Annotated in this window: 19 protein-coding genes; 11 read left to right on the top strand and 8 right to left on the bottom strand. The window is 36.3% G+C overall.

What is annotated here, in order from left to right; all coding sequences use genetic code 11:
• Positions 1–123 precede the first annotated feature (123 nt).
• The 3 genes from GQN54_RS13795 to GQN54_RS13785 all read left to right on the top strand — a co-directional run bounded on the left by GQN54_RS13795 (position 124) and on the right by GQN54_RS13785 (position 4,626).
• Complete coding sequence (locus tag GQN54_RS13795) at positions 124–2,205, top strand: tetratricopeptide repeat-containing sensor histidine kinase (RefSeq protein WP_160634155.1); 2,082 nt, start codon at positions 124–126, stop codon at positions 2,203–2,205.
• A gap of 65 nt (positions 2,206–2,270) precedes the next feature.
• Complete coding sequence (locus tag GQN54_RS13790) at positions 2,271–3,002, top strand: LytR/AlgR family response regulator transcription factor (protein ID WP_160634154.1); 732 nt, start codon at positions 2,271–2,273, stop codon at positions 3,000–3,002.
• Between the two features lie 106 nt (positions 3,003–3,108).
• Entirely contained in the window at positions 3,109–4,626 is a 1,518-nt protein-coding gene (locus tag GQN54_RS13785) for a T9SS type A sorting domain-containing protein (RefSeq protein ID WP_160634153.1), read from the top strand.
• 192 nt (positions 4,627–4,818) lie between these two features.
• Here GQN54_RS13785 and GQN54_RS13780 read toward each other — a convergent pair whose 3' ends face one another.
• Entirely contained in the window at positions 4,819–6,360 is a 1,542-nt protein-coding gene (locus tag GQN54_RS13780) for a glycine--tRNA ligase (RefSeq protein WP_160634152.1), read from the bottom strand.
• A gap of 80 nt (positions 6,361–6,440) precedes the next feature.
• On the opposite strand from GQN54_RS13780, the gene GQN54_RS13775 reads away from it, so the two are divergent.
• A complete protein-coding gene (locus GQN54_RS13775) occupies positions 6,441–7,052 on the top strand; it encodes a DUF3109 family protein (protein ID WP_160634151.1) in 612 nt (203 codons plus the stop codon).
• Between the two features lie 316 nt (positions 7,053–7,368).
• Here the strand turns inward: GQN54_RS13775 and ispG are convergent, their stop codons facing one another.
• A complete protein-coding gene (ispG, locus tag GQN54_RS13770) occupies positions 7,369–9,312 on the bottom strand; it encodes a (E)-4-hydroxy-3-methylbut-2-enyl-diphosphate synthase (RefSeq protein ID WP_160634150.1) in 1,944 nt (647 codons plus the stop codon).
• Between the two features lie 231 nt (positions 9,313–9,543).
• Between ispG and GQN54_RS13765 the strand changes: the two genes are divergently transcribed.
• Entirely contained in the window at positions 9,544–9,798 is a 255-nt protein-coding gene (locus GQN54_RS13765) for a T9SS type A sorting domain-containing protein (RefSeq protein WP_160634149.1), read from the top strand.
• A gap of 13 nt (positions 9,799–9,811) precedes the next feature.
• On the opposite strand, the gene GQN54_RS13760 is transcribed toward GQN54_RS13765, so the two are convergent.
• On the bottom strand, positions 9,812–10,708 hold the full coding sequence (locus GQN54_RS13760; protein WP_160634148.1) for a DMT family transporter: 897 nt from the start codon (positions 10,706–10,708) through the stop codon (positions 9,812–9,814).
• A complete protein-coding gene (locus GQN54_RS13755; protein ID WP_160634147.1) occupies positions 10,705–11,061 on the bottom strand; it encodes an arsenate reductase family protein in 357 nt (118 codons plus the stop codon). Before GQN54_RS13755 ends, GQN54_RS13760 begins: the two co-directional genes overlap by 4 nt.
• Before the next feature lie 71 nt (positions 11,062–11,132).
• On the opposite strand from GQN54_RS13755, the gene GQN54_RS13750 reads away from it, so the two are divergent.
• From GQN54_RS13750 to GQN54_RS13725, 6 genes are all read left to right on the top strand, one after another.
• Positions 11,133–12,173: a lysylphosphatidylglycerol synthase transmembrane domain-containing protein gene (locus GQN54_RS13750; RefSeq protein ID WP_160634146.1), complete on the top strand. Its 1,041-nt coding sequence runs from the start codon at positions 11,133–11,135 to the stop codon at positions 12,171–12,173.
• A gap of 96 nt (positions 12,174–12,269) precedes the next feature.
• Positions 12,270–13,430 (top strand): cystathionine gamma-synthase, encoded by a 1,161-nt coding sequence (locus GQN54_RS13745; protein ID WP_160634145.1) that lies wholly within the window; start codon positions 12,270–12,272, stop codon positions 13,428–13,430.
• Positions 13,431–13,439: 9 nt separating this feature from the next.
• The gene (locus tag GQN54_RS13740; protein WP_160634144.1) at positions 13,440–14,138 is read left to right on the top strand and encodes a potassium channel family protein; all 699 of its coding nucleotides are present in this window, start codon (positions 13,440–13,442) and stop codon (positions 14,136–14,138) included.
• Position 14,139: 1 nt separating this feature from the next.
• The gene (locus tag GQN54_RS13735; protein WP_160634143.1) at positions 14,140–14,865 is read left to right on the top strand and encodes an SDR family NAD(P)-dependent oxidoreductase; all 726 of its coding nucleotides are present in this window, start codon (positions 14,140–14,142) and stop codon (positions 14,863–14,865) included.
• A gap of 1 nt (position 14,866) precedes the next feature.
• On the top strand, positions 14,867–16,936 hold the full coding sequence (locus GQN54_RS13730; RefSeq protein ID WP_160634142.1) for a M43 family zinc metalloprotease: 2,070 nt from the start codon (positions 14,867–14,869) through the stop codon (positions 16,934–16,936).
• Between the two features lie 14 nt (positions 16,937–16,950).
• On the top strand, positions 16,951–19,101 hold the full coding sequence (locus GQN54_RS13725) for a M43 family zinc metalloprotease (protein WP_160634141.1): 2,151 nt from the start codon (positions 16,951–16,953) through the stop codon (positions 19,099–19,101).
• A 97-nt stretch (positions 19,102–19,198) separates the two neighbouring features.
• Here the strand turns inward: GQN54_RS13725 and GQN54_RS13720 are convergent, their stop codons facing one another.
• The 4 genes from GQN54_RS13720 to GQN54_RS13705 all read right to left on the bottom strand — a co-directional run bounded on the left by GQN54_RS13720 (position 19,199) and on the right by GQN54_RS13705 (position 25,701).
• Positions 19,199–19,624 carry a hypothetical protein gene (locus tag GQN54_RS13720; protein ID WP_160634140.1) on the bottom strand — a complete coding sequence of 142 codons (426 nt, stop codon included), beginning with the start codon at positions 19,622–19,624 and terminating at the stop codon, positions 19,199–19,201.
• An 11-nt stretch (positions 19,625–19,635) separates the two neighbouring features.
• A complete protein-coding gene (locus GQN54_RS13715; RefSeq protein ID WP_160634139.1) occupies positions 19,636–20,511 on the bottom strand; it encodes a hypothetical protein in 876 nt (291 codons plus the stop codon).
• Between the two features lie 52 nt (positions 20,512–20,563).
• Positions 20,564–23,347: a DNA polymerase I gene (gene polA, locus GQN54_RS13710; protein WP_160634138.1), complete on the bottom strand. Its 2,784-nt coding sequence runs from the start codon at positions 23,345–23,347 to the stop codon at positions 20,564–20,566.
• A 581-nt stretch (positions 23,348–23,928) separates the two neighbouring features.
• Positions 23,929–25,701 (bottom strand): T9SS type A sorting domain-containing protein, encoded by a 1,773-nt coding sequence (locus GQN54_RS13705; RefSeq protein ID WP_160634137.1) that lies wholly within the window; start codon positions 25,699–25,701, stop codon positions 23,929–23,931.
• Between the last annotated feature and the right edge of the window lie 258 nt (positions 25,702–25,959).

Here is a 25,959-nt window from a genome sequence, read left to right as displayed (position 1 = left end):
AATTATGTTTTATGTCTACCATACCGTAAAGCCCACTATTTACACGAATACTGACTCCATAAAGTAAAATTTTGAGAGGCAAATAACACACAATTCTTTACTTTTATTCATTTTTTTAAAGTTTTGTGGCGAATAATAAATAGAATAACCGTCCTTGCTTTTATGGTATTCTCTGTTAGTATCGGCAAGGCACAAATTGATTTTTCAAATTCAGCGTATTTTCTTGTTGATTCCTTGAATGAAATAGTGCTTTCAGCAGATGATTCTAGTCTAGTTATTGAAACAGTAAAAAACTATCATGCAGCTATCCATGACACCAGCAAACTGTCAATTATTGAAGCATTAGTAGATGCTTGCTGGAACGATGACCTTTGGCCCCGCTACAATCTTTACATGCTTCATAAAGCTACTGATTTGGTGGCACAAGCAGACTCTGGGTCAGCAGAATGGCGCAGGCTTCTCTATTATCAAGGCAGTGGGAATGGTGGTATTGGTTATCAATTTGATTTAGTTGGCAATACCGATTCTGCTACTGTTTATTACCTCAAAGCCCTTTCCTATTTTAAACGTGGAAATCATCCACAAGGTGAGAGTCTCATTTATGATGCACTTGCTATGATATACGAGCTCAAAGGCGATATGCGCAAAGCCATTGATGTATACAACAAAGCTCTAAAAATTGCCGAAGCAAGCAATGATTCACTTGCCATTGCTAATGTAGCGGTAAGCTTGGGTGATTTACATGGTCAACTCCAAAATTTTACCTTGGGCAAAAAGTATTATAAATTGGCTATTAATGCGGCTCGTGCTTCAAACCAAAAACGTATTGAAGGTTTTGCATACACCTCAATAGCTACAGATTATTACGAAAATTATCAACTAGACAGTGCGAAGATATTAAGCCGAATAGGGATGAAAATCTTAGATGAATCAGGTCATGAAAATGCCAAAGGCAACGGATTTAATATTTTAGGAAATATCGCGATGTATGAAAATGAGTTGGATTCTGCGCGTTTGTTTTTTCAAGAAATGCTAAAAATTGCTTCTGAAAACCGACAACCAGAAGATGCTATTATGGCGCATAGTAATTTGAGCCGTGTAGCCTATAAAGCTACAAATTATGCAGAAGCAAAACATCATGCCCTAATTGGCTATAAAATTTCAAAATCCCACGAATTCCAAAGCTTGCTAAGCCGAACATCGAGAGACTTAGCCGAAGTTTATGCCGCAGTGGGTCAATTGGATTCAGCCTATAAATATATGCTTGAATACACTACTCTAAATGATAGTATCAAGAATGTTTCGTTGAAAAACGAAGCCTTAAAGCAGGCCATTCAATACGATTACGAAAAACAGCAACTTTTAGAAAGAACCAAACATGAAGCGGAATTAGCCGTTGCTGCAGAACGTGAAACCCGACAAAGTATTGTGATTTGGGCCGTTGCAATTATTCTAGCATTAATTAGTCTTGCCTTGATAATCAATTATTTCAGACTTCAAACGATTAAAAATCAAAAAGAACAACTAAATGAAGCTTACCATGAATTAGAACTTCGCAATCACGATAAGATTTTAGCTTCAAACCTCAAAGCATTACAGGCCCAAATGAACCCGCATTTTATCTTCAACGCGCTTAACTCTATCCAAACATTAGTATTGCATGGAGATGTGGACAGTTCTTACGACTACATTAACAAATTTGCGATGTTGATTCGCGAAACCCTTAATGCCTCGGAACAAGAGTTTATTCCAATTGAAAAAGAAATAGAAACTCTTGAGACGTATTTAAGACTAGAGAAACTGCGATTTAGAGACGACTTTAACTATGACATCAATACCCCAAGTCAATTTCCTAAAAAGTTAATCCCTCCGATGCTGATTCAACCGTTCGTTGAAAACGCATTAAAGCACGGGCTATTTCATAAAGAAACCAACAGAAAACTAAAGGTTGATATATTGATTTCAGATACACTTACCTGTATCATTGAAGACAATGGTATCGGTCGTGAGGCTTCCAATAAAATCAACCAAATGCGCAATACAAACCATAAATCATACGCCATCAGCGCTATCCAAAAAAGACTAGAGTTAATGCAGGAAAAACTCAAAACTACAATAGGGGTTGTTTACGAAGACTTAAAAAAAGGCGATCAAGTTTTAGGAACTCGAGTAACGGTCAAAATCCCTCTTTTTGACCATTCCTAAAATAATCATAGCCATTCCTAAAGAATATTTTAAATACAGAAAAACAACTTGTTTATTTGAAATCAATGAAATCTATACGCGCTTTAATAATTGATGACGAAGCAAGTGCACGTGAAAATCTAACGTTGTTACTTTCACGGTTTTGTCCAAATATAGAGGTTGTTCACGCTTGTAATGTTTTACATAAAGGGGTAGACTACCTCAAAGTAAACCCGATAGATGTTGTATTTCTGGATGTTGAAATGCCCGAGCATGCTGGTTATGAAATTGTAGATTTTTTTGACGAAATTACTTTTGATATTGTGTTTTGCACCGCTTATGACAAATACGCCATCAAGGCGTTTGAAATTTCTGCCATTGATTATTTATTAAAACCCATAGATGTAGGTAGGTTAAAACAAGTGGCGCTGAAACTTGCTGAAAAGCAGCAATTCAAAATGACTCAAACGCAAGTTAATCACATCAACACCTCTTTTAGAAATACCATAAAGGTAATGAATAGAGGAGAGCGTGTTCTGCTCAAAAAATCTGATATTATAGCCATTGAAGCACAATCTGCATACTCTGTCATACATACTACCAATAAACAATATACGGCAAGTAAAAACATAGCTCAACTGGAAGAAGAACTAAAAGAAGACCTATTTTTCTATCGTTGCCAGAAATCTTGGATGGTCAATTTGAATTACATTCAAAGTGTCAACAAGACCAATCGCACTGTTCATTTATCGCAAGGAATTGAAGCAAAAGTATCGCGTCAAAAGGCAAAAGAATTCTACGAGATGGTTCGCTTATAAATGCACTTCCTCAAATAAAATTTGCACTTCCTCAAAGCTATTTCTAGAGCTTCTCTGATGGAATTAAGTTTGCGTAAAACTTTAATTAATTCCAAAAATCAAAAAAATGAAACGAATTTTACTAAGTCTTGCCCTTTTGGGAAGTAGTTACTTGAGTGCACAAACCATCATCTATGTAGATAAAGACGCTACAGGTTTTAACAATGGAATTTCTTGGTTAAGTGCCTACACTAGCCTAGAAACCGCATTAGACAACAACACGGTAACAGGCGCACACATTTGGATTGCTGAGGGAACCTATACGCCATCTTCAAAATCGACTTATTTTCACATTCGCCATGGGGAAAAGCTCTACGGTGGTTTTAATGGAACTGAAACTTCGCTTTCTCAACGTAATCCATCTATACATGAAACTAGGTTAAGTGGAGACATAAACGGAGATGACTCTACATATAATACACTCGACAATGCTAATCGCGTAATTAGAATAAATCCACTCGACCCAGCTTCTTCCTCGAATGGTGATGAAGTTGTTCTTTTAGATGGTTTAACGATTTCAGATGCAAACAGCTCAAGCACTACAGGTGGCGGAGTTGGTACTGATTATCCGGGAGTTTACCAGAAAGGAATCCGTATGTACAACTGTATTTTTGAAAACAACATTCAATACAGTCAAGCGGCATTTAATTTCTATACAAGCTACAAAGATCCTGTTTTAGAGGTTTCTAATTGTATCTTTAGAAACAACCGCAGTTATACAAGTTATTTACTTGAGTTTAGAGTTACCTATAGCTACCAGAATGACAGTTATGCAACCTTTACCAATAACCTGTTTGAAAACAACGATATTATTCTTGACGTAACTTCAGGTGGTGGAATCGGTGGTAGATTTACAAATTTGTCTACAGATGAGTTCCACATTCAATACACCAACAACACTTTTATTAGCAATAAAAATGATGAAGATAATTTCTATAAAACCTTGTTTGTTGTAGAAAGAGCCAACAACTTTAATTCAGACGTTACTGTGGACATGGACAACAACCTATTTTTTGACAATGAAAATTTAGACAGTATTGTCATGAATAACAATGCGCTCACTTATACAAAGTATATAGATACCAACTGTAAAAACAATGGCGGAGATTGGGTTGAATTAAACAATTTAACAGGTAGTATTGTAAACACTGCTTCTCCTTTTGCAAACTACGCTGCAGGCGACTTTAGACCTACAACTAGTTACTCCACTCAAGGAGATACGGCTTCATATCTTTCAACTTGGACTGCTTACGATTTGGCAGGAGAAGATCGTATGGATTATGTAAACGGAACTATAGCCATTGGTGCTTATGAGAGAGGTGTTACTACTGGGCTTTCGGATATGAATTTAGATAATCGTTTTCAGCTTTATCCAAACCCAGCGCAAGATTTCTTAAAGGTGTCGCAAGATTTTGATGGTGAAGTTGTAATCGCCATTCACAACCTTAGGGGTGCAAAAGTTAAAAGTGAAATGCTACGCGGAAAGAATGCTACTATTTCACTTAACGGATTAATGCCAGGTTATTACTTTATTTCTTTAAGTAGTAAAGAAGGTGTAGGCACTAAAAAATTTATAAAGCTGTAACTATAAAACTGAAAATGATTTATAGTTAGCCATTTGTGAAATTTTATAAGTAAGGCCTCAAACTAAAACCTCAAGTATTTTACTTGGGGTTTTTCTTTTTTGCCCAGAATGATTTCAAATTATATAAAAGAAATATCTTAAAAACGCCCTTCTGAAAATCAAAAGGGCGTTTTGGATTTTGTGCAACGAGAATTACCTCCTCAATACATATTTCATATTTACTTTCTTGTCTAAAAATGCAGCCAATTCAGCAATTGGCATGCGCTCTTGCTCCATGGTATCTCTGTCTCTAACAGTTACCGTGTTGTCTTCCAATGTTTGGTGGTCAACTGTAATGGCAAATGGAGTTCCGTTTGCATCGTGAATTCTATAGCGCTTCCCAATCGCGTTTTTCTCATCGTATTGGCAAGTCATGTCCAACTTCAATTCATCTAAGATTTCTCTCGCTTTCTCTGGCAATCCATCTTTCTTTGTCAATGGCAATACCGCCACTTTCGTAGGCGCTAAAAATGCAGGAATTTTTAGCACAACCCTTGAACTTCCATCTTCCAATTGCTCTTCTTTATACGAATCTGAAAGGATACTTAAAAACAAACGATCCAATCCAATTGAAGTCTCAATCACGTAAGGCACATAGCTTTCATTAATTTCCGGATCAAAGTATTGTAATTTTTTACCTGAGTGAATTTCATGTTGCTTCAAATCGAAATCAGTACGAGAATGAATTCCTTCTAACTCTTTAAAACCAAATGGAAAATTGTATTCAATATCGGAAGCAGCATTGGCATAATGTGCCAGTTTTAAGTGATCGTGAAAGCGGTAGTTTTCTTGTGCGATTCCAATTGCTTTATGCCATTTAATTCGCTCTTCTTTCCAGTAGTCGTACCATTTCATTTCTTCGCCAGGTCGAACGAAAAATTGTAATTCCATTTGCTCAAACTCACGCATTCTGAAAATAAACTGGCGAGCAACTATTTCATTTCTAAACGCTTTACCGATTTGTGCAATCCCAAAAGGAATTTTCATTCTGCCGGTTTTTTGAACGTTTAAGAAGTTTACAAAAATCCCTTGTGCCGTTTCTGGACGTAAATAAATCTTGTTTGCACCTTCCGCAGTTGAACCCATTTCAGTAGAAAACATCAGGTTAAACTGACGCACATCCGTCCAGTCTTTAGATCCACTAATCGGGTCAGCTATTTCCAGATCGATGATGAGTTGCTTAACATCAGCCAAGTCTTCATTTTCCATAGCTGTTTTAAACCGGTTTTCTACTTCGTCTATTTTAGCTTGGTTTGCTAACACTCGTTGATTTGTTGCTAAAAACTCTTCTTTATTAAAAGCTTCTCCAAAACGTTTTTCAGCTTTAGTCACTTCTTTATCGATTTTCTGACGGATTTTTTCTACCCAATCTTCAATCAAAACATCAGCACGATAGCGCTTCTTAGAAGTTTTATTGTCAATTAATGGATCGTTGAATGCATCGGTATGACCAGAAGCTTTCCATGTAGTTGGATGCATAAAAATAGCAGCATCAATTCCTACAATATTTTCATGCATCTGCACCATGGCTTTCCACCAATATTCGCGCAAATTTTTCTTCAACTCTACGCCATTCTGACCATAGTCATAAACGGCACTTAGTCCATCATATATTTCACTCGATTGAAAAACGTAGCCATACTCTTTCGCATGACCAATGATGTTTTTAAATAAATCTTCATTCGTATTTGCCATGGCGCAAAAGTAATGGATAAATCAAAATTGCACTAATTTCTAGTAGGTTTTGGCACAATAAAATCTATTAAATTTGCCGTATGATAATGGTAGATGACATCCTGCTCTCTGAGGAGCTTTTTGAGAAGAAATTTGTGTGTGATTTAAACGCTTGCAAAGGCGCTTGCTGTGTGGAGGGCGACTCAGGTGCGCCTGTAGAAGCTGATGAGGTCGATAAAATTTCTGAAGCTTACGAGCAGGTAAAACATTTATTGAGACCAGATGGAATAGCAGCTATTGAGAAGGATGGTCCTTTTGTGGTTGATTATGATGGAGAGTATGTGACTCCGCTGGTAGAAGGTAAGGAATGTGCTTATACTATTTTTGATAAAAGCGGTACTGCAAAATGTGGACTAGAAGAAGGCTTTAATCAAGGATTAACAACATGGAAAAAACCAGAATCATGCAGTTTATATCCCATTAGAATTGGAAAACTAAAGTACCATCAATCATTGAACTATCACCAATGGGACATCTGTAAGCCCGCTTGCGAATGTGGAAGTAAGCTCGATGTTAAAGTATTCCGATTTCTAAAAGGGCCGCTGACTACTAAATATGGCGCTGCATTCTATCAGCAACTCGAAGAAGTGGACAAATTGTTAACCGACGAAAAAGACGGTAAAATAGAATTTGAAAATGGAGACGAGATATAATTCTAATAACCATAATTATTAGTTGTAAATGGTTGATTAAAATTGCTCCGCAATTTCTATAACGGAAAATTAACTGGTTGAATATTGTTCTATTATCCAATCGACTTATTGGCAGATTAAATCATTGCCAATAAATAATACGAAGTATTACATCATTGCTAAATTGACTTACAAGCTCGCCAGTAAGCGAGTTAACCAATGCATTTATTGACGAATTGAATATTGATCAATTGACTGATTGAATTCTAATGGATTCAATGTCTATTTTTGAACGTTGAATTTAATATTACTGAGCAATTAATTAATAATTAGCAAATTAAATCTCCACCCAATCGCCATGCTGTTTGATTAAATCAATCAACGCATCTACTGCTTCTAATTCAGGTACGTTCTTACGAACCACTTCTTTCTCTTTGTACAAGGTGATTTTTCCTGGACCTGTTCCTACATATCCATAATCGGCATCAGCCATTTCGCCTGGACCGTTTACTATACAGCCCATGATGCCAATTTTTACACCCTTTAGGTGATTGGTTTTAGCTCTAATTTTAGCGGTCGTTTCTTGCAAATCGAATAATGTTCGTCCGCAAGAAGGGCATGAAATATATTCTGTTTTTGAGATTCGAGTTCTAGTTGCTTGTAGAATTCCAAATGCTGTAGAATTCATAAACTGCTTGGAACCACAATTGTTGGCGTCAATCCATATACCATCTCCTAAACCATCAATCAACAAAGCACCAAAATCTGTAGCTGAATACAATTGGAATTTATCATCAGTTAAATCATTGTAGCTACGTTTGATTATAACAGGAGTCGAGCATTCATTATTTATCAGTTCGATAAACATTCGTCGTTGCTCCGCCATTCCGTGTTCGTTATCTGTTTCAATAACCAACACTGCAGTCGGATCATTCTCTAGTGTTTCCATGAAAAGCTCTGAAAGTTCTTCTATTCTGGCGTTGATGAAATTTAGTTGAGGAGAATGAAAATCTGTCTCTAAATAATCGTCTACACTAAACAATGGATAAAGTCGTGGTTTATCGGTTTGTTTTTGCCAATTTTTAGCCGATGTAACCAAACCAAGGGTCCCAGGAATTTCGAAATCAACGGTATTATTTCCGATAAAAATATAGTCACATGCTAAATCAGAAATAGTGTATTTGTCTAATGAAACAGAATAATTGTAACCAAAAGGAAAGAGACTGGCAGCAGTTATTTTTTCACGGCCACTAAGATCTCCGAACACAATAGGATGATGCTTTCCACCAATATTGACTACTTCTCTTGAAGCCCGTCTTTTATACTCATATGGGTTAATTGGATTAATCGAAATAGGTGGAATTGGTTTATGATTTTTTCTTTTCTCGTAGCGCTCTGCCAGAGCTTTTGCCACAGGAATTTCTGCTTCAGGCTCTTCTGTCAATGAAACTCTTATGGTGTCACCAATACCGTCTTCCAATAATGTTCCAATTCCTACGGCTGACTTTATTCGCCCATCTTCCCCGTCACCAGCTTCTGTTACTCCTAGGTGAAGTGGGTAATTCATGCCTTCTTCTGCCATTTTTATAAGCAAAAGTCGATAGGCTTGAACCATCACTTGAGTATTGCTTGCTTTCATAGATAACACAATATTTTTAAAGTCATGCTTTTCGCAAATCCTTAAAAATTCTAACGCAGACTCTACCATTCCCACTGGTGTATCTCCGTATCTGCTAAGTATTCTGTCTGAAAGCGAACCATGATTGGTTCCAATTCTCATCGCCACATTTTCTTCCTTACAAATTTTTACTAAAGGAGTAAAACGTTCTTCTATTCTTTCAAGTTCCTTTTGGTAGGTTTCATCCGTATAATCGATGTTTTCGAACTTCTTTTTATCGGCATAGTTACCTGGATTAACCCTTACTTTTTCAATTATTCGAGCAGCTATTTCTGCAGCATTAGGAGTAAAGTGAATGTCTGCCACCAAAGGTGTTTTATGACCTTTAGCACGAAGAGCCTCTTTTATTGCTCTCAGGTTTTCAGCCTCCTTTTTACTTGGTGCCGTAATTCTTACATATTCACACCCAGCTTCTATCATTCGAATAGACTGCGCCACAGTTTTTTCAGTGTCCATAGTATCCGTTGTCGTCATCGATTGAATACGAATAGGATTAGTTCCACCTAATGGCACCTCACCAATCGTTACTTCTCGACTAGGAACTCGATTAAACTGTGTTAAGCTTTTTACATAATAATGATTGGATGGAAGATAGTTGCTCATATTAGAATTGCAAAAAAATAGCACATCAAAAGTAACATTTTGGGATGCGCTTTTGTTGATTTGAGGGGTTAAATTATTAAAATCTGATTTTGAATAAAAAATGAACTTTTATTCATCTATTGATTTGTTTAATAGATATAGCAATATGCACAATTGGTCGAATTTACATAAATATAGACATCCTATAAACTAATAATTTACGTAGATTTAAGGTGTAATAAAAAAATCCTAGTGCAAACCGACCAAGTGACCAACCAAAATCCAAATGCTCCAATCGCTCAATATAAAGAGGGCTGGTTGGAAATAAACTATTCAACAAATTCTGAAGATGCATTATTTGATATCTGTGATTTAAGTGGCTCTATTCTTAAATCTGGACACATCAAAGGCACAGAAAAAATAGATGTTTCAAATCTTCCTAAAGGAATTTATATCTTATACATTATAGACGAAGGAAAAGTAATTAAAGAAAAAGTTCAATTTTAATTACTTAGCACTATTAGGTGCTCTTCATTTTAGGTTTATGGCTGACTAAATAAACCCCTACAAAGATTAACAGTGCACTAAACAACTTCAAAAAATTCAATTCATCCTGTCCAATAAATAAGGCGACCATCGTGGCTACTATGGGTTGAGAGTATATATAAATACTAACAACAGAAGGATTCACAGATTTTAATGCATAAATGTTAAACAAATAGGCAAAAAACGTTGTGGCCACCACTACGAAACTAAACGCTAACCATGTATTAGTGGTAAAAGTACTCCATTCAATTGCCTTGAATTGATTGAATCCAAAAGGAAAAACAAAAAGAAAACCAAAAAGGAAGACCCATTTAATCACAGTTAAAGGTTCATACTTTTTCATTAAAGGTTTTACCATCACTAAATAAATGGCATAAGAAGTAGCATTTATAAAAATGAATAGGTCTCCTATGATAGTGTCTGTGCTAATAGTTAAACTTTTGTTGAATAAAATTAATCCAACAGCACCCGTTAATCCCATAAAAATTCCTCCTAACTTCAATCCATTAATGCGCTCTTTCAAAATGATGGATGACATAATTAATACCAATACAGGATTGCATGTCATGATGATAGCAGCGTTTATGGGGGATGTGATATTTAATCCGTAAAAGAAACTCAATTGGTTTCCTGCAACACCAAATGCTCCACAAATAAATAATCGCCAATAATCTTTGCGTTCTATTTTTTCACCTTTCATGAAAACGGTCAATCCCCAAAACAAGAGGAGGGCACCTAAAACTCTGCAAAATATAAAGCCAAAAGGTTCAATAAATTCAGGCATCACTAACTTGGCAATAGAGTAATTGACCCCATAAATTAGGTTGGCACCTAATAATGCAAGGTGAGCTTTTACAGTTTTATTTATCATTTGTTATTGATAGCGGCATCTGCAGCTGCTACATTTTTAGCAGCATTTCCAACGAAAATTTGATCTTCGAACAGAATAACTGGGCGCTTTAAAAAAGTGTATTCTTCCAGAATGTAATTTTTATAGTCTTCTTCAGATAAGACCTTGTCCTTTAAACCAAGTGCTTTGTATTTTATGGCACGACGGCTAAATAAACTTTCATAACTGCCACTTAAATTTTTCATTTCTTCTAACTCTTCGGCGGTAATTTTATTAGTTTTGATATCAATCAGTTCAAATCTATCAGAAAGATTTAATTGCTTGATTATTTTAACACACGTATTGCAAGACGGAAGATAGTAGACTTTTTTCATGGCTTAAAAGAAGAGTTTTAGTTCCTTTGAGTTGCAAAAGTAAAGTTCTAATTTGAAACATATCGAACCAAATGGCCGAAAGTCCAAAAGCACTTAAATTATTTTCTCCTGGTCGTATCGCAATCGCCATACTCTTGGGGGTGAGTGTAGCTACTTATCAGGTGGTTGATAGTTTCGATATCAAAGCTTTTGAAGCCGTTCAATGGACGTGGTATTCTACTTTTTGGATTATTGTTGCTGTAATCATGATGGCCATTCGAGACCTAGCTTATATGTATCGAATTCGGGTTTTGACAGATTATCAAATAAGTTGGCGAAACAGTTTTGATACCATTATGCTTTGGGAATTTGCCTCAGCGATTACGCCTTCTGTTGTGGGAGGTTCAGCAGTGGCAGTATATATTGTCAATAAAGAAGGAGTCAAGATTGGTAGATCTACTGCTGTAGTAATGACTTCAGCTATGTTGGATGAATTGTTTTACATTCTGATGGTTCCCATCATTATTCTAGCCGTCGGTTATTCTAATCTCTTTCCGGTAGAGATGGAAAAAACGATATTTGGAGTAACTTTAGGCACTGCAGGAATTTTTATTGTTGGATACTTATTCATTGTTTTTTTAACGAGTGTCATTACTTACGCCATCTTTTTTCGTCCAAGAGGGTTTAAATGGATTTTATTGCAAATTTTCAAATTGCCGTTTTTGCGAAAGTGGAGATCCTCAGCAGCCGAAACAGGAGACGAAATCATTGTAACTTCAAAAGAACTAAAAGGAAAACCCAAACGGTTTTGGATAAAGTCGTTTGGTGCTACTTTAGTTTCATGGACTGCAAGATATTGGGTGGTCAACTTTATCATATTGGCTTTTATTCCAGTCACTGATCATTTATTAATTTACGGTAGACAATTAGTGATGTGGGTCATTATGCTCATTAGCCCTACACCCGGTGGTGCGGGTATTGCCGAATTGGCATTCTCAGGATTTCTTCGCGACTTTATTCCTATAGGATTGATCGCTGCCTTGGCTTTAGTGTGGCGATTAATTAGCTATTACCCCTACTTATTTATTGGAGCGATTATTTTACCAAAGTGGATCAAAAAAACGCATTCTTAACCCTTGTTAATATTACCTTAAATTGGATTTGAAGGCTTGAAAATTGATTAACTTCGAAGTCTATTATATAGAATTTTTAAATTCGGTGACTACAATATGGAGAGTAAGGATATGAAATTTGGGACAAAAGCAATTCATGCTGGATTAGAACCTGATTCAGCTACTGGTGCTGTAATGACACCAATTTATCAAACCTCTACTTATCATCAAGAAGCACCCGGTATTCATAAAGGTTTTGAATACTCGAGATCCGGAAATCCTACTCGTAGCGCATTGGAACAAAATATAGCTGCTCTTGAGAATGGAAAGTTTGGATTCTGTTTTGGAAGTGGGATGGCAGCTATTGATGCTGTTCTAAAAATGTTACAACCCGGAGATGAAGTGTTGTCCACTAATGATTTGTATGGAGGTTCTTATCGCCTTTTTACAAAAATATATGCTCAATTTGGAATCAAATTCACCTTCATCAGCATGAGTGAAATGAGTGAAGTCGAAAAACACGTTACTGAACAGACAAAAATACTTTGGGTAGAAACTCCTACCAATCCCATGATGAGTATTCTCGATATTGGTGCCGCTGCAAAAATTTCTAAAAAATATCAATTAACACTAGTCGTTGACAATACATTTGCTTCTCCTTATTTACAAAATCCACTTGACTTAGGTGCGGACATAGTGATGCATTCCGTTACTAAATATATTGGTGGTCATTCAGATGTTGTAATGGGTGCCTTAATAACCAATGATGAGAGAATTGCTGATCAATTGTATTTTATTCAAAAAAGTTCAGGTGCCATTTGTGGGCCAATGGATAGTTTTTTGGTCTTAAGGGGTATTAAAACGCTACATTTAAGGATGCAGCGCCATTGTGAAAATGGGAAAGCGGTGGCTTACTATTTAAAAAATCACCCCAAAGTAGATAAGGTCTATTGGCCTGGGTTTGAAGATCACCCAGGTCATAAAATTGCCAAGGCGCAAATGAGTGATTTTGGTGGAATGATCTCATTTACCATCAAGGGAAATAAAAAAGATGATGCGTTTACATTCTTATCCAATTGTAAAGTATTTACTTTAGCCGAATCTTTAGGAGGAGTAGAATCATTGTTGTGTCATCCTGCTACAATGACGCATGCTGCAATTCCGAAAGAAGAGCGTGAAAAAATTGGAGTAGTAGAATCATTAATTCGCATGAGTGTAGGAGTAGAAGATATTGATGATTTATTATCAGATATCGAAAACTCATTAAGTTTAATATAATCGTTACCGATGAAGAATAGTCGTTTTGCCGTAATAGGATTGGGGCAGTTTGGAAATGTCATAGCTAAAAAACTCTCTGAAAGAGGAGCTGAAGTAATTGCGATTGACAATAGTGAGAGTAATATTGAAGATATTTCTGATGATGTAGCCCTTGCTATTTGTATGGATGCTACGGATAAGAAAGCCTTGATGGCCCAAAATATTCAAGATGTAGACGCAGTGATCATTTGTATTGGTGAAGATTTTGAGGCCTTGTTACTGTCCACTGTTTACTGCCAAGAGTTGAAAGTAAAGCGAATTATTTCTCGTGCAAACGATGCACAACAACGTCGTATTCTAGAGAAAATGGGAGTTGAAGAAATTCTATCTCCAGAAGACGAAGTAGGGAAAGTAGTAGCAGAGCGATTAATGAATCCATCAGTGGTTTCAGTATTGCAATTACCTGATGATTATGAAATTGCCGAGGTTAAGGCGCCTAAAGGGGTTTTGAATAGATCACTTCAAGACATCGACTTAAGAGGAAAGTACAAGCTAAACTTGGTTACTATTAAACGAGAGTATGAAGTAAAGTCTGAGGAAGGCGAAAATATTTTTGATCAGCACATTATCGGAGTACCTACCCCTGAGACAATTATTTATGAAACTGACACTATCGTAGTATTCGGCACCACGAAAGATATCGGGCGATTTATAGACATAAATCAATAGAATGAAGTATATATTTATAACTGGAAGCAGCAAGGGTTTGGGAAAAGCTCTTGCTGAACTTTTTTTAGAGCAATCCAATACACAAGTAATTGGAATAGCCAGAACTTGCACAATTCAACATGAAAACTATACCCATCACCCATTGGATTTATCCAATCCAGAAATGGTAAACAGTTTTACTTTCCCACAATTAAGTGATGCTGAAGAAATTTTATTGATCAATAATGCAGGAATGCTCAATCCCATCAAAAAAATAGGGACATTTTCTGCTGAAGAAGTTTCTAGAAACATCCAAGTAAACCTTACATCTCCCATAGTGTTGAGCAATCATTTTATAAAACAATTCCAACAGTTGGAGTGCAAACGAATGATTATCAACATAAGTAGTGGAGCTGGAAAAAAGCCAATCGATGGTTGGGCTGCATACTGCTCTACTAAAAGTGGGCTGAATATGTTTTCGGAAGTTATGCAAGCCGAACAAAATTTAATTTCGTACGTCTATAAAAGAATAAGGGTGATTGCTCTTTCTCCTGGAGTAATTGATACTGAGATGCAAGCCGAAATACGTGAGTCCAACTCTTCTGATTTCTCGGCTGTGGAACAGTTTAAATTATATAAACAAAATGGTGAATTGCAATCTGCACAACAAACCGCGGGGAAAATAATTAGTAATTTGCACCTCCTTTTCGACAAAGAAAATGTTATTTGTTCATTAAGAGATTATTAAAATGATAAAAAAAGTATTCATCGCATTTTTAGCTTTAGTAGCTTCCATAAATGCTAATTCTCAATCTGTTAGGCCATGCTCTACAGATGAAATGAACGAGCTATATATTAAAGAACACCCAGAAGAAGCTGCCGCTATTCATAAAGCAAAAGAAGAATTGCTAGAACATGCCGCTAATTTTGAAAAACAAAATAAAGAAAAAGCAGGTACGGTTTACACTATTCCGATTGTGTTTCATGTTCTGCATCAAGATGGTCCGGAGAATATCACAGACGAGCAGATTTATGACTGCGTGAGAGGTATCAATGAAGATTTTAGAAAAATGAATAAAGATACCACTTCAATTGTCCCTGCTTTTAAAGGAATTGCAGCTGACATGGAAATTCAAGTGGCATTACCTACATTAGATCCAAATGGCAATTGCACAAACGGCATTGATCGAATTTATACCAGCGAAACCAATAGCGGAACTAATGCTTCAAAATTGAATCAATGGCCTAGAGACAAATATTTAAATGTATGGGTAGTAAAAGTGATTAGTAGTGGAGCTGCAGGATATGCCTATTATCCGTCAAGTACTGTTTTTAATCCTTCAATTGATGGAATTGTTGTACTGAACAACTATGTTGGCAGCATTGGAACAAGCGTGCCTGGAAGATCAAGAACACTAACTCATGAAATTGGACACTACTTAGATTTACCACATTTATGGGGTAGCACTAATGACCCTGCCGATCAAAGCAATTGTAATTCTGATGATGGCATTGCAGACACACCAAATACAATCGGTTGGGAGAGTTGTAATTTATCAGGGACTACTTGCGGTTCATTGGATAATGTTCAAAACTACATGGAATATAGTTATTGTTCCAGAATGTTTACTGCCGGCCAAGGAACTAGAATGAGAGCTACAATGACCAGTTCTGTTGCAGGTAGAAATAATTTATGGTCGGCAGCCAACCTAGCTGCAGCAGGAATAGGATTACCTCAACAATTATGTGCAGCGGATTTTAATGTTGATCAAAAAATGGTTTGTGTTGGTGATACAGTCATTTTTGCTGACCGTTCCTACCACACACCAGACACATGGGATTGGAGTCTTATTGGCGGAACTCCTTCTAATAGTACAATGCGAAACCCAGAAGTATCTTACAGCCAACCAGGACAATATGGAGCTTCATTAAATGTACAAAAAGGTTCTATCTCTAAATCGGTTTCAAAAACAAATATGGTGAGGGTATTATCGAATGTTGCGGATACCATTACAACTTCTTTCACAGAATCATTTGAAGATCCGAATTTCTTAACAGAAAAATACATTTTTCAAGATGGGTTCAGTAATGGGAAGTTTGAGGTGTTCAATAGCGCTGCAATCACAGGGTCTAATTGCATTTATTTCAACAATCGAGCAGACAACGTCTCCTATCAAAATGTTTCCTTCATCACTCCATCGTTTGATTTATCCGTTTTAAGTAGCCCAAAGCTTAGATTTTATTATGCCTACTCTACAATAGATGGTAATAGTAATGATGAATTCAACATCTATTCGTCTACTGATTGTGGTAAAACATGGTCTCCAAGAATTGGTTTTGTAGGAAATTTGATGGCAACAGCTGCACCAACAACTGGTGTATTTGTCCCATCAGGTCCATCAGAGTGGGTCACATACACCATATCACTTCCTTCTATTAACTTCAGTAACAACGTACGATTCAAAATTGAATTTAAAGGTTCTGACGGAAATAATTTTTATCTAGACGATTTCAATGTGTCTGGCACAAAAGTTGGGCTCAATAGCAATAGTATCGCGTCAGGAAGCGTTTCTATTTTCCCAAATCCAGTATCCTCCGGGGATGTAACAGTTAGTTTAATAGCTAATCAAGACATTGCTAAATTATACTTTGAGGTATATAGTATAGAGGGTGTAAAAATTTCTGAATTTGAAAGTAGCAATATTAAAGCTGGACCATTCCAAACAGCAATAGCTACAAAGGGTTTGACAAGTGGTATGTATTTAATAAGAATGAAAATTGACAATAAGTGGATCAATAAAAAACTATTGATCAAATAATTAAACAAGTAAAAATGAGAAAATTAATTAAAATAGTAGCGGTTACATTTTTAGGATTTGCTTTTCACCCGACTAGTGCCCAAAAATGTGGAACAGATCATTCTGTATACGAGCAAATGATGCAAGACCCTGCTGGCAGAAAACAGTTACAAAAAATATACGAAGAGGCACAAATTGCTCCAAGTGGAAATAAAGCTCCCAAAATAATAATCCCTGTTGTCGTTCATGTTATTCATAGTAATGAAAGAGGGAACATTTCACTAGCTCAAATTCAAGACGGAATAGATAAAATCAATGTCGATTTCAATAAGTTGAATGCCGACACCAATTTAATTCGACCCGTATTCGCAAATTTATCAGGTAGAGCTGATATTGAATTTCGTTTGGCGAAGATCGATCCTAATGGACAATGTACTGAGGGTGTCACAAGAGTGAACTCAATGCTAACATTTAATAGAAGAAATGAAGTTAAGGCATTAGCTCAATGGGATGAAAACAAATATTTCAATGTATGGTTAGTGAACTCTATTGCTTCTAGTGGTGGAACTGGTACCACATTAGGGTATGCACAATTTCCATTTTCAACTACTTCTGCTTCTTTGAATACTTATGGTATCGTAGTTAGACATGACGAATGGGGAGGTATTGGAACTGCTCAAGGTGGAAATGGTAGAACAGTAACTCACGAAATGGGGCATTGCTTCAATTTACTTCACACTTTTCAAAGTGGCTGTGGATCGAATTGCTCAAGTAGTGGTGACAGAATTTGTGACACTCCACCTGCAGCAAATGAAACTTTTGGATGTAATACTTCAAACAACACTTGCTCCAATGATGCTTCTGGACCATCCGCTTTTACAACAAATGTACCGGATCAAATGGAAAACTACATGAGTTATGATGATTGCCAATACATGTTTACCGAAGGTCAAGTAGCGGTAATGCGAGCTACATTGTCTTCTGCAAGTTATCCTTGGTTACAAAATTTAGTTTCTGCTTCCAATCTAATTGCAACAGGGACAAATGATGGATATGTAACTCAGCCCTGTGCTCCTATCGCATACATGGAAAGCCCCAAAAGTCTAGTTTATGCTTGTGTAGGTGATACTGTTCAATTCACTGACAACTTCTCCTATAATGGTGTTCCAACTTCATACAATTGGACATTTAATGGAGCTACTCCATCTACTTCAACAGATACTTTTCCAACAGTGGTTTACAACACTGTAGGAACTTATGATGTGACTTTCACGGTGTCGAATGCGCAAGGCAGTTCCTCACAGTTCTTATCTCAAAAAGTCTTTGTTTTAGACCCTAATGCTACCAATTATGATGGATTAACCTACTCTGAGGGCTTTGAATCTTCAATTCGTGTTTTTCAAGAATTTGCGGTTGAAAACCCAACAGGAACCACTAGATGGACTAGAGTAGGAAACGTAGGACACAACAGCTCCTCTTCCATGAAATTGGAGAACAATGCCAAAAATGGAACTACTTTTACTCAAGTTAGTGGAGAAATAGAATCTTTTACAACTCCAAGTATAGATATGTCAAATGTAAATTCCCCACAATTAGATTTTAAAATGGCCTATCAGAGACGATCAAGTTTGTCAGCTGATGAATTGGAAATACAAACATCAATAGACTGTGGAGAAACATGGCAAAATAGATGGACCTTCCTGACTAGCGAAATGGCAGGTTCAAATGGAATATCTCAAGCCGACTTTACACCTAATGCTGCATCTCAATGGACTACGTTAAAGGTTTTCACCTTTCAAGGTGGTTTAAACGGGCAATCAGATGTTCGCTTTAGATTTAAGTTTAACTCAGCAGACGGTAACAATGCATATATTGATGATATTAGAATTTATGGCGTTCCTGTAGGAATTGAAGAGCAAGCCTCCAACCGTTTGCAACTGAATTTATTCCCAAATCCATCGAATTCTCAGACAACCTTGAAGTTTTTTCTAGATCAATCGTCTATCTCAACTATATTCCTTACCGATTTAACAGGTAAGAGAGTTCAGACAATTGTTGACAATACTCTATTAACCAGTGGACAACAACGATTTGATATAAATACTTCAAATGTCCATTCCGGTGTTTATTTAATGACAATAGAAATTAATGGTGAACGTTTAGTGAAAAAGCTCATCGTACAATAAGGTTGACAGAATAACTGTAGTATAATGTAAAAGGAGTTCAAAATTTGAACTCCTTTTTTTCGTTTTACTATCTATTGTTAGATTTAAAGAAAGAGCGCTATTCTTGAAAGCCACTCATGATAGTGACACACCCTAACCCCATTAATTCGTTTTCTGATGTATTCTCAGGCGCTTTAACTTGAATAGTTAATACTTGACTAGCTTCTGCCTTAAAGTCCCAAAAGGAGGTATTTTTTTCAACCTGATCATTAAACAGTTTATTCTTATTCTGATCTAGGATAATCATTTCCACCTCTCCCAAAAAATCTGAAGTACACAATAGCAACCTATATTTTAATCCTTTAGAAAAAGAAATCTGCAGTTCCGCAGATTCTCCAGGAGCTAATTTAGCTGCATTCATTTGTCCGTTTGAGATAAAAGGTTGAAGCGCCGGCAGACAATTCTTTTTAGTAAATGACTTACACTGAGAAAAGGTTAGTAACGATGAAGAAAGCAATAAAGCAATGATTAATAATTTCTTCATAACCGTTTAAATTAATGTTGAATAATCGTGTTTCTAATTATTTTTATTTGTTCATTGATTTCTTCGAAAGCCGTATCATCAATTTCTTGCTCTTGGATTTTTGTCTGTTTTAAAACTAATAATTCTCCTTCTTGCTGCATTGTTCCCGAGCTAGCGGATGTTGGTTGTATAGTTTTGAAAACAGACTCCAGCTTAGCCAAAAGCATAGCAATTTGAGTTTGACTAGTGTAGGTCTGGCTGTTTGCTAATTTTATTAAGCTCTTTAAAGATCCATATTGGTCTCTAATTACCTCTTTTATTTCTTGATTGCTTTCGCTAGTCTGTATCATTGAGGTACCAAGATAGATACCTTCAATCCAACCTCCTATAACTACCAATGTAGCATTTTCACTTTGTTTGTTTTCTTTCAGGTAGTTGTCCATGTCTAAAAACGAAGCAGCTATAATGGAAATTATAGAGTCTTTATTTTCTATGTTAGACTCCAATCGCATCACCATTTTTTCGTTGAAACCTGTGCCAATTCCTAAGTTTTCTGATAGATCTTTGCAAACGGACATGTAAACCATGGCTTCTTGTGTTCGTTTAAAAATACTGGAGTAGCTTAAGTCTGCCCCATATACACCTAAAATCAAGGCCATTTTTTCAGACTCGTGATAATGACTCATCTCTTCGTGAGAAAGTAAGTATGATTTTTCAAACTGCAAACCGGCCTTTTTGAATAAAGTACTCAATTCCATCGGTGAAGGGACTGCATAAAAAAGTTCCTTAATACTAACTTCTGCTTCTATTAATACAGGATCATCTAGAACTTCCTTTTTTTCTTCGTGCTTAGTGACACATGCTGCTAATGAGGAGAAGGAGATAAAAACAATCAAGAGTTTCTTCATTTTCTCTGAGTTTTAAAGAACTAAATATAATAAATCTTATTGAAGTTCCAATTTAATGTGCTTCTAACCAGTTAATCGAATTATTCATTTCTACGGTCAAAGGCACATTGAGTTTTACCGCATTTTCCATTTCCTTTTTCACGATAGGTTTGATGGTTTCCAATTCTTCTTTAAGTACATCAAAGACCAATTCATCATGCACTTGCAACAATAATTTTGATTTAAAATTATTCGCATTAAATGCTTTATGAATATTTATCATGGCAATTTTTATAATGTCAGCTGCTGAACCTTGAATAGGTGCATTAATGGCGTTTCTTTCTGCAAAACCTCTCACCACAGCGTTCTTCGCGTTGATGTCTGTCAAGTACCTGCGACGTTCCATAATGGTTTCTACATAGCCTTTTTCTCGAGCGGTTTCGATCGCATTATCCATATAGGCTTTAATACTCGGGTATTTATTGAAATAACTTTCGATTATCTCTGCTGCCTCACCCCTAGATATATTTAAACGCTGAGATAACCCAAAGGCAGAAATGCCATATATTATTCCAAAGTTGACCATTTTGGCTTTACTTCTCATCTCTCGAGTAACATCTTTGATGTCCACTTCAAAAACTTTTGAAGCTGTTGCAGCGTGAATATCATCTCCACTCTGAAACGCTTGAATCATACTTTCATCTTTACTCAAAGCTGCGATAATCCGTAATTCTATTTGAGAATAATCCGCTGCTAACAAAGTATAGTCATCATTTCTAGGAATGAATGCTTTTCTTATTTCACGGCCCTTTTCTGTTCGAATAGGAATGTTTTGCAAGTTAGGGTTCGTAGAACTCAATCTACCTGTAGCTGCCACCGTTTGCATATAATTGGTGTGCAGTCTATGTGTGTGCGGATTTACCAACTCTGGTAAAGCATCTACATAAGTTGATTTTAACTTCTTTAATGAACGATACTCTAAAATAACTCCCACAATTTCGTGCTTATCAGCCAATTTAGATAGGGTATCTTCAGATGTAGAATACTGTCCTGTTTTGGTTTTCTTCGCCTTTTCGGTGATTGCCATTTTCTCAAACAGAACTTCTCCCAACTGTTTTGGAGAATCTACGTTGAATTGTTCGCCACTCATGTCAAAAATAGACTGCTCCAATCGAGCAAGGTCATCTTTTAACTCTTCTGAAAATATTTTTAAAGCTGCTATATCAAGATTGATTCCTTCATTCTCCATATCTGCCAATACTTCCACTAAGGGTATTTCAATATCATAAAACAACTTAGAAAGATTCAGCTTCTTAATTTGTGGTTCAAAAAGTGCTTTTAACTGCAGCGTAATGTCTGCATCCTCGCAAGCATAATCAGCTATAGCCGATGGATCAATATCACGCATGCTTTTTTGATTTTTCCCTTTTTTACCGATGATTGTTTCTATAGAAACTGGATCATAATGTAAATATGTTTGCGCCAAAAAATCCATGCCGTGTTTCATATCGGGCTGAATCAAATAGTGGGCAATCATAGTATCGAAAAAAGAACCTTTGAATTGGACATCATAGCGTTTCAAAATGGCTAAATCGTATTTCAAGTTCTGTGCTACAAGCTGTTTTTTTGCATCAGCAAAGAAAGGTTTGAATATTGCCACTTCCTTTTTAGCTGTTTCAAAATCAGCAGAAATGGGTACATAAAAACCTTCTCCTTTCTTGGTAGAAAATGCAATCCCTACCAATTCTGCTTCTTGTGGATTTAAACCAGTGGTTTCCGTATCAAAGCAGATGGTATTAGCTTCAGAAAGAACCTCCAAAAGAGTTTGCATTTTCGATTCGTTATCCGCAAAAATATAGGCGTGATCAGTTGATTCTATGGTGGCGTATTCTGATGGTGCATTCAATTCTATCTCTTCTTGAGTGACACTACCAAACAAATCCATTTGACCATCAGTAGTTGCTCGCTGAACCACCACTTCCTCTCCAAGTATTCGCTTACCCAGCGTCCTAAACTCTAGTTCTGAAAAAATTTCGCCCAACTTTTCTTTATCCATAGCTCCTCTTATTAATTTGCTCTCGTCAAACTCGACAGGGGCATCTACAATAATCGTTGCTAATTTTTTAGAAAGTAGTGCCTGCTCTATACTGCCTTCTACTTTCTCTCTCATTTTACCCTTTAATTCATGGCTGTGAGCATGTAAATTTTCAATACTCCCATACTGCTTTAAGAATTTTTTAGCTGTTTTATCGCCAACCCCAGGTATCCCAGGTATATTATCCACTGCGTCGCCGCACATACCCAAATAATCTATTACCTGAAGGGGCTCAGTAATTTCAAACTTTTCACACACTTCTTTAATTCCCCAAATCTCTGCCTTGTTTCCCATTCTAGCAGGTTTGTACATAAATATGTTTTCAGAAACCAATTGTCCAAAGTCCTTATCAGGAGTCATCATGTAAGTGGTATAGCCTTCTTTTTCAGCTTTTTTAGCCAACGTTCCAATTACATCATCTGCTTCAAAACCATCTGAAAATAAAATAGGGATGTCAAAACCTTCTATAATTTCTTTGATGTAAGGAATCGCTGAACGAATATCATCGGGCATTGCTTCACGCTGTGCTTTATATTCCTTGTACTCAATGTGTCTGGAAGTAGGTTTGTCGGTATCAAAAACTACTGCGATGTGTGTTGGATTGTTGTTCTGCAATACATCCCATAGTGTATTAGTGAAGCCCAAAATTGCTGATGTATTCTGACCTTTAGAGTTGATGATTTGATTTTGACTAAATGCGAAATAGGCTCTGTAAATAAGTGCAAATGCATCAAGGAGATAGAGTGTCTTTTTTTCGGACATGAACAGTGATTTTATGAATTACAATTGAAAAGTTGAAGTTACATAAAAGCACTGCTTTTTGAAAACTAAAAATGGGTAGGAATTATATCTTCTATTTAGATATTTTTTGAATTGGTGTGGGTTTAATTTTTATTGATTATCCCTCAATTTAACCCTTGAGCGTGATCCCTCGGAGGTTTATCGTTAGCTGAGTATTCTTTTTATTTGTCACATTGAGCGAGATGTTTACACTGAGCAGAGTCGAAGTGAAATGTTGGACAAATAAAAATAAAGTTGTTTTTACTCCTTTTTCTTTTGGCTTGACCCAAAATGAAACAAAAGGTCAAGTCTTTGAAAAAAATAAATTCCCCCTCTTCCTAAAACTTAACTTCGGCGGAGTGATTTCCTCTTAAAATCGGAACTTCTCCGTCTCTCTATAGTTTCACTTTGAGTTCTAATTCATTTCTTTCAAGGACAGTCGCTTCATTTCGGCTACGCTCAATGTAAACTTAATAAACTATGGATAACAAAGGTATGGGAATTGAATTCATTAATTCAACCATTAAAAATTGACTAATTAACGCATTGATTCATTATCCCATTCACTTCTTCACAATCTTCAACACTTGCTTTTCTTTATTGCCAACAATGGTTAAGAAATAAATCCCGGGCTCTATTTCATCTAATGGAATTTGTTGTTGAATTAGATTTACATCTAATGAAAAGCTTTTTACTACTCGCCCTTTTATGTCTAATAACTGTGCCGTGTTGCTGATTGGTTTTCCGATCAGGTTAGTGAATTCAGCAGCAGGATTGGGATACACCAATACGCCATTTTCTGCAGGAATGTACTTGTTTTTTATGCCTACTGGTATGCCTTTGCCGCAAGGCAAATCATAACGAGCTAAGAAGATATCATTTCCTCCTGCTGCAATTAATGTATCTCCATTCACATACAAGGTATCGCTAAAAAAACCAGCCACATAAATAGTGGAATCTACAAATGTAATTTGCTGAATGCCATCAACAGAACCAAAGGTGTATAAAAAATCTTCGCAGATAAAGTTGCCCTGCCGATCGAATAATGCAAAATAGTTATCGGAGTTGGTAAACCCACTACTTTTACTCACACTCTCCATATAATTAGTCGTACCAGAAAAAGTCATTTTTTTGTCAAACTTCCCGCCAATTGCCATAAAATCTTTATTGGCAGCAACCGAATAGCTAACTGAATATTGGCTCTGTGTGCCTGAATTATGCTTTAATCCTATAACATTCCCATTATTGGAATTCAACATTAACAATACACTTTCTTGAGTAGTTTTTGTGTTGGTTTTGTACTTATGACTTCCAAAAGAAACAGTATCTACCTGAAAAGAAGTTACATTAATGGAAGTAAATATGGTATCCCCAAGAACCTTTCCACTTGTAATTGGATCGTAACTATTATTACTCACAAAGCTCCATTTGTAATGGGCATTGGAATCTATCGCCAATACAATGCCATTGGCGACATTTTGCCCATCTCGCACAATAGTGTCATTCAATAGAAAAAGCGTATCTCTTTGAAAAGAACCATGAAAATAATAATTGCCATTCGCGTCAATATTTGTTTTTAAATTAGATGGGCTATTTTGGTAATCTTTAAAAGGCAATCGCTTCGATTGAATGAAACTACCATTCAAGTCCAACTTAACAGCATGCCAACCCTCATCAATGGTGTCTACATTGAAAATCAATTTTCTAGAATCTGAATTAATAAAGAATACTAGCTGATTGTATTTGTTTATTGATACTCCAATGTTAGCCATTGTAAGTCTGATATTATTAATAGAATCAAACCCAAATGGCTTGTGCCACAGCAACTTTCCAGAAGAATCTAATTTAGCAATAAAAGTTGTAAGACTGTCATTTGAAATTCTTTTTTTGTTAAAAGTATGTGGCAATCGAAAGGAATTATAGCTTAACCTGCCGGCGATAAAAGTATTCCCAATTTTATCAGTTATTGAAGCATAGATAACATCAGGGTTTCCACTTCCAGCATATTCATGCCAAAGGCTCTTGCCGGTAGGGCTATACTTCGCTACCCAAATGTCTTCTTTGCCGTAATTGTGTAGCAATGGAAAAAAGTTGCTATCGTAAAGCACATTTCCTGCACTATCCCGCTGGTAAATGTCTGTTATAGTTCCTGCAATGTAGATATTCCCCCATTGATCCGTTTGTAGACTTTTCACAGTCTCATAAGGTGGGTTCCTATCTCCCCCATAGTTAGTTGCCCACTGCCAACCGCCTTGGGCGGTGGCTATAGTAGGCAATAAAAAAATTAATAATAATTGGAGGTTTATTCTTGTAATGTATTTTTTGAGATTTTTCATGGGTTTAGTATTTGGAGTTGATAATCAATTGTTGGCTGATTCTTTGTTTTGGTGTTTCTAGTACTTGTAATTATTACACTTTTTTAATTAAATACATTGTGATTTATAAATGCATTTTTTTCTTTTGGCTTGACCCAAAATGAAACAAAAGGTCAAGTCTTTGAAAAAAATAAATTCCCCCTCTTCCTAAATCTTAACTTCGGCGGAGTGATTTCCTCTTAAAATCGGAACTTCTCCGTCTCTCTAAAGTTTCATTTC

The organism is Acidiluteibacter ferrifornacis (genome assembly GCF_009909615.1).
Taxonomy (GTDB): domain Bacteria; phylum Bacteroidota; class Bacteroidia; order Flavobacteriales_E; family Vicingaceae; genus Acidiluteibacter; species Acidiluteibacter ferrifornacis.
Note: the sequence above shows the minus strand (reverse complement) of the source record. Positions and strands in the feature narration are given on the sequence as shown.

Bases quoted from the DNA above. Each gene is read 5' to 3' on its own strand.
- GQN54_RS13790 (WP_160634154.1), top strand. From the start codon at position 2,271: ATGAAATCTATACGCGCTTTAATAATTGATGACGAAGCAAGTGCACGT.
- GQN54_RS13785 (WP_160634153.1), top strand. From the start codon at position 3,109: ATGAAACGAATTTTACTAAGTCTTGCCCTTTTGGGAAGTAGTTACTTG.
- GQN54_RS13780 (WP_160634152.1), bottom strand. From the start codon at position 6,360: ATGGCAAATACGAATGAAGATTTATTTAAAAACATCATTGGTCATGCG.
- GQN54_RS13775 (WP_160634151.1), top strand. From the start codon at position 6,441: ATGATAATGGTAGATGACATCCTGCTCTCTGAGGAGCTTTTTGAGAAG.
- ispG (WP_160634150.1), bottom strand. From the start codon at position 9,312: ATGAGCAACTATCTTCCATCCAATCATTATTATGTAAAAAGCTTAACA.
- GQN54_RS13760 (WP_160634148.1), bottom strand. From the start codon at position 10,708: ATGATAAATAAAACTGTAAAAGCTCACCTTGCATTATTAGGTGCCAAC.
- GQN54_RS13755 (WP_160634147.1), bottom strand. From the start codon at position 11,061: ATGAAAAAAGTCTACTATCTTCCGTCTTGCAATACGTGTGTTAAAATA.
- GQN54_RS13750 (WP_160634146.1), top strand. From the start codon at position 11,133: ATGGCCGAAAGTCCAAAAGCACTTAAATTATTTTCTCCTGGTCGTATC.
- GQN54_RS13745 (WP_160634145.1), top strand. From the start codon at position 12,270: ATGGAGAGTAAGGATATGAAATTTGGGACAAAAGCAATTCATGCTGGA.
- GQN54_RS13740 (WP_160634144.1), top strand. From the start codon at position 13,440: ATGAAGAATAGTCGTTTTGCCGTAATAGGATTGGGGCAGTTTGGAAAT.
- GQN54_RS13735 (WP_160634143.1), top strand. From the start codon at position 14,140: ATGAAGTATATATTTATAACTGGAAGCAGCAAGGGTTTGGGAAAAGCT.
- GQN54_RS13730 (WP_160634142.1), top strand. From the start codon at position 14,867: ATGATAAAAAAAGTATTCATCGCATTTTTAGCTTTAGTAGCTTCCATA.
- GQN54_RS13725 (WP_160634141.1), top strand. From the start codon at position 16,951: ATGAGAAAATTAATTAAAATAGTAGCGGTTACATTTTTAGGATTTGCT.
- GQN54_RS13720 (WP_160634140.1), bottom strand. From the start codon at position 19,624: ATGAAGAAATTATTAATCATTGCTTTATTGCTTTCTTCATCGTTACTA.
- GQN54_RS13715 (WP_160634139.1), bottom strand. From the start codon at position 20,511: ATGAAGAAACTCTTGATTGTTTTTATCTCCTTCTCCTCATTAGCAGCA.
- polA (WP_160634138.1), bottom strand. From the start codon at position 23,347: ATGTCCGAAAAAAAGACACTCTATCTCCTTGATGCATTTGCACTTATT.
- GQN54_RS13705 (WP_160634137.1), bottom strand. From the start codon at position 25,701: ATGAAAAATCTCAAAAAATACATTACAAGAATAAACCTCCAATTATTA.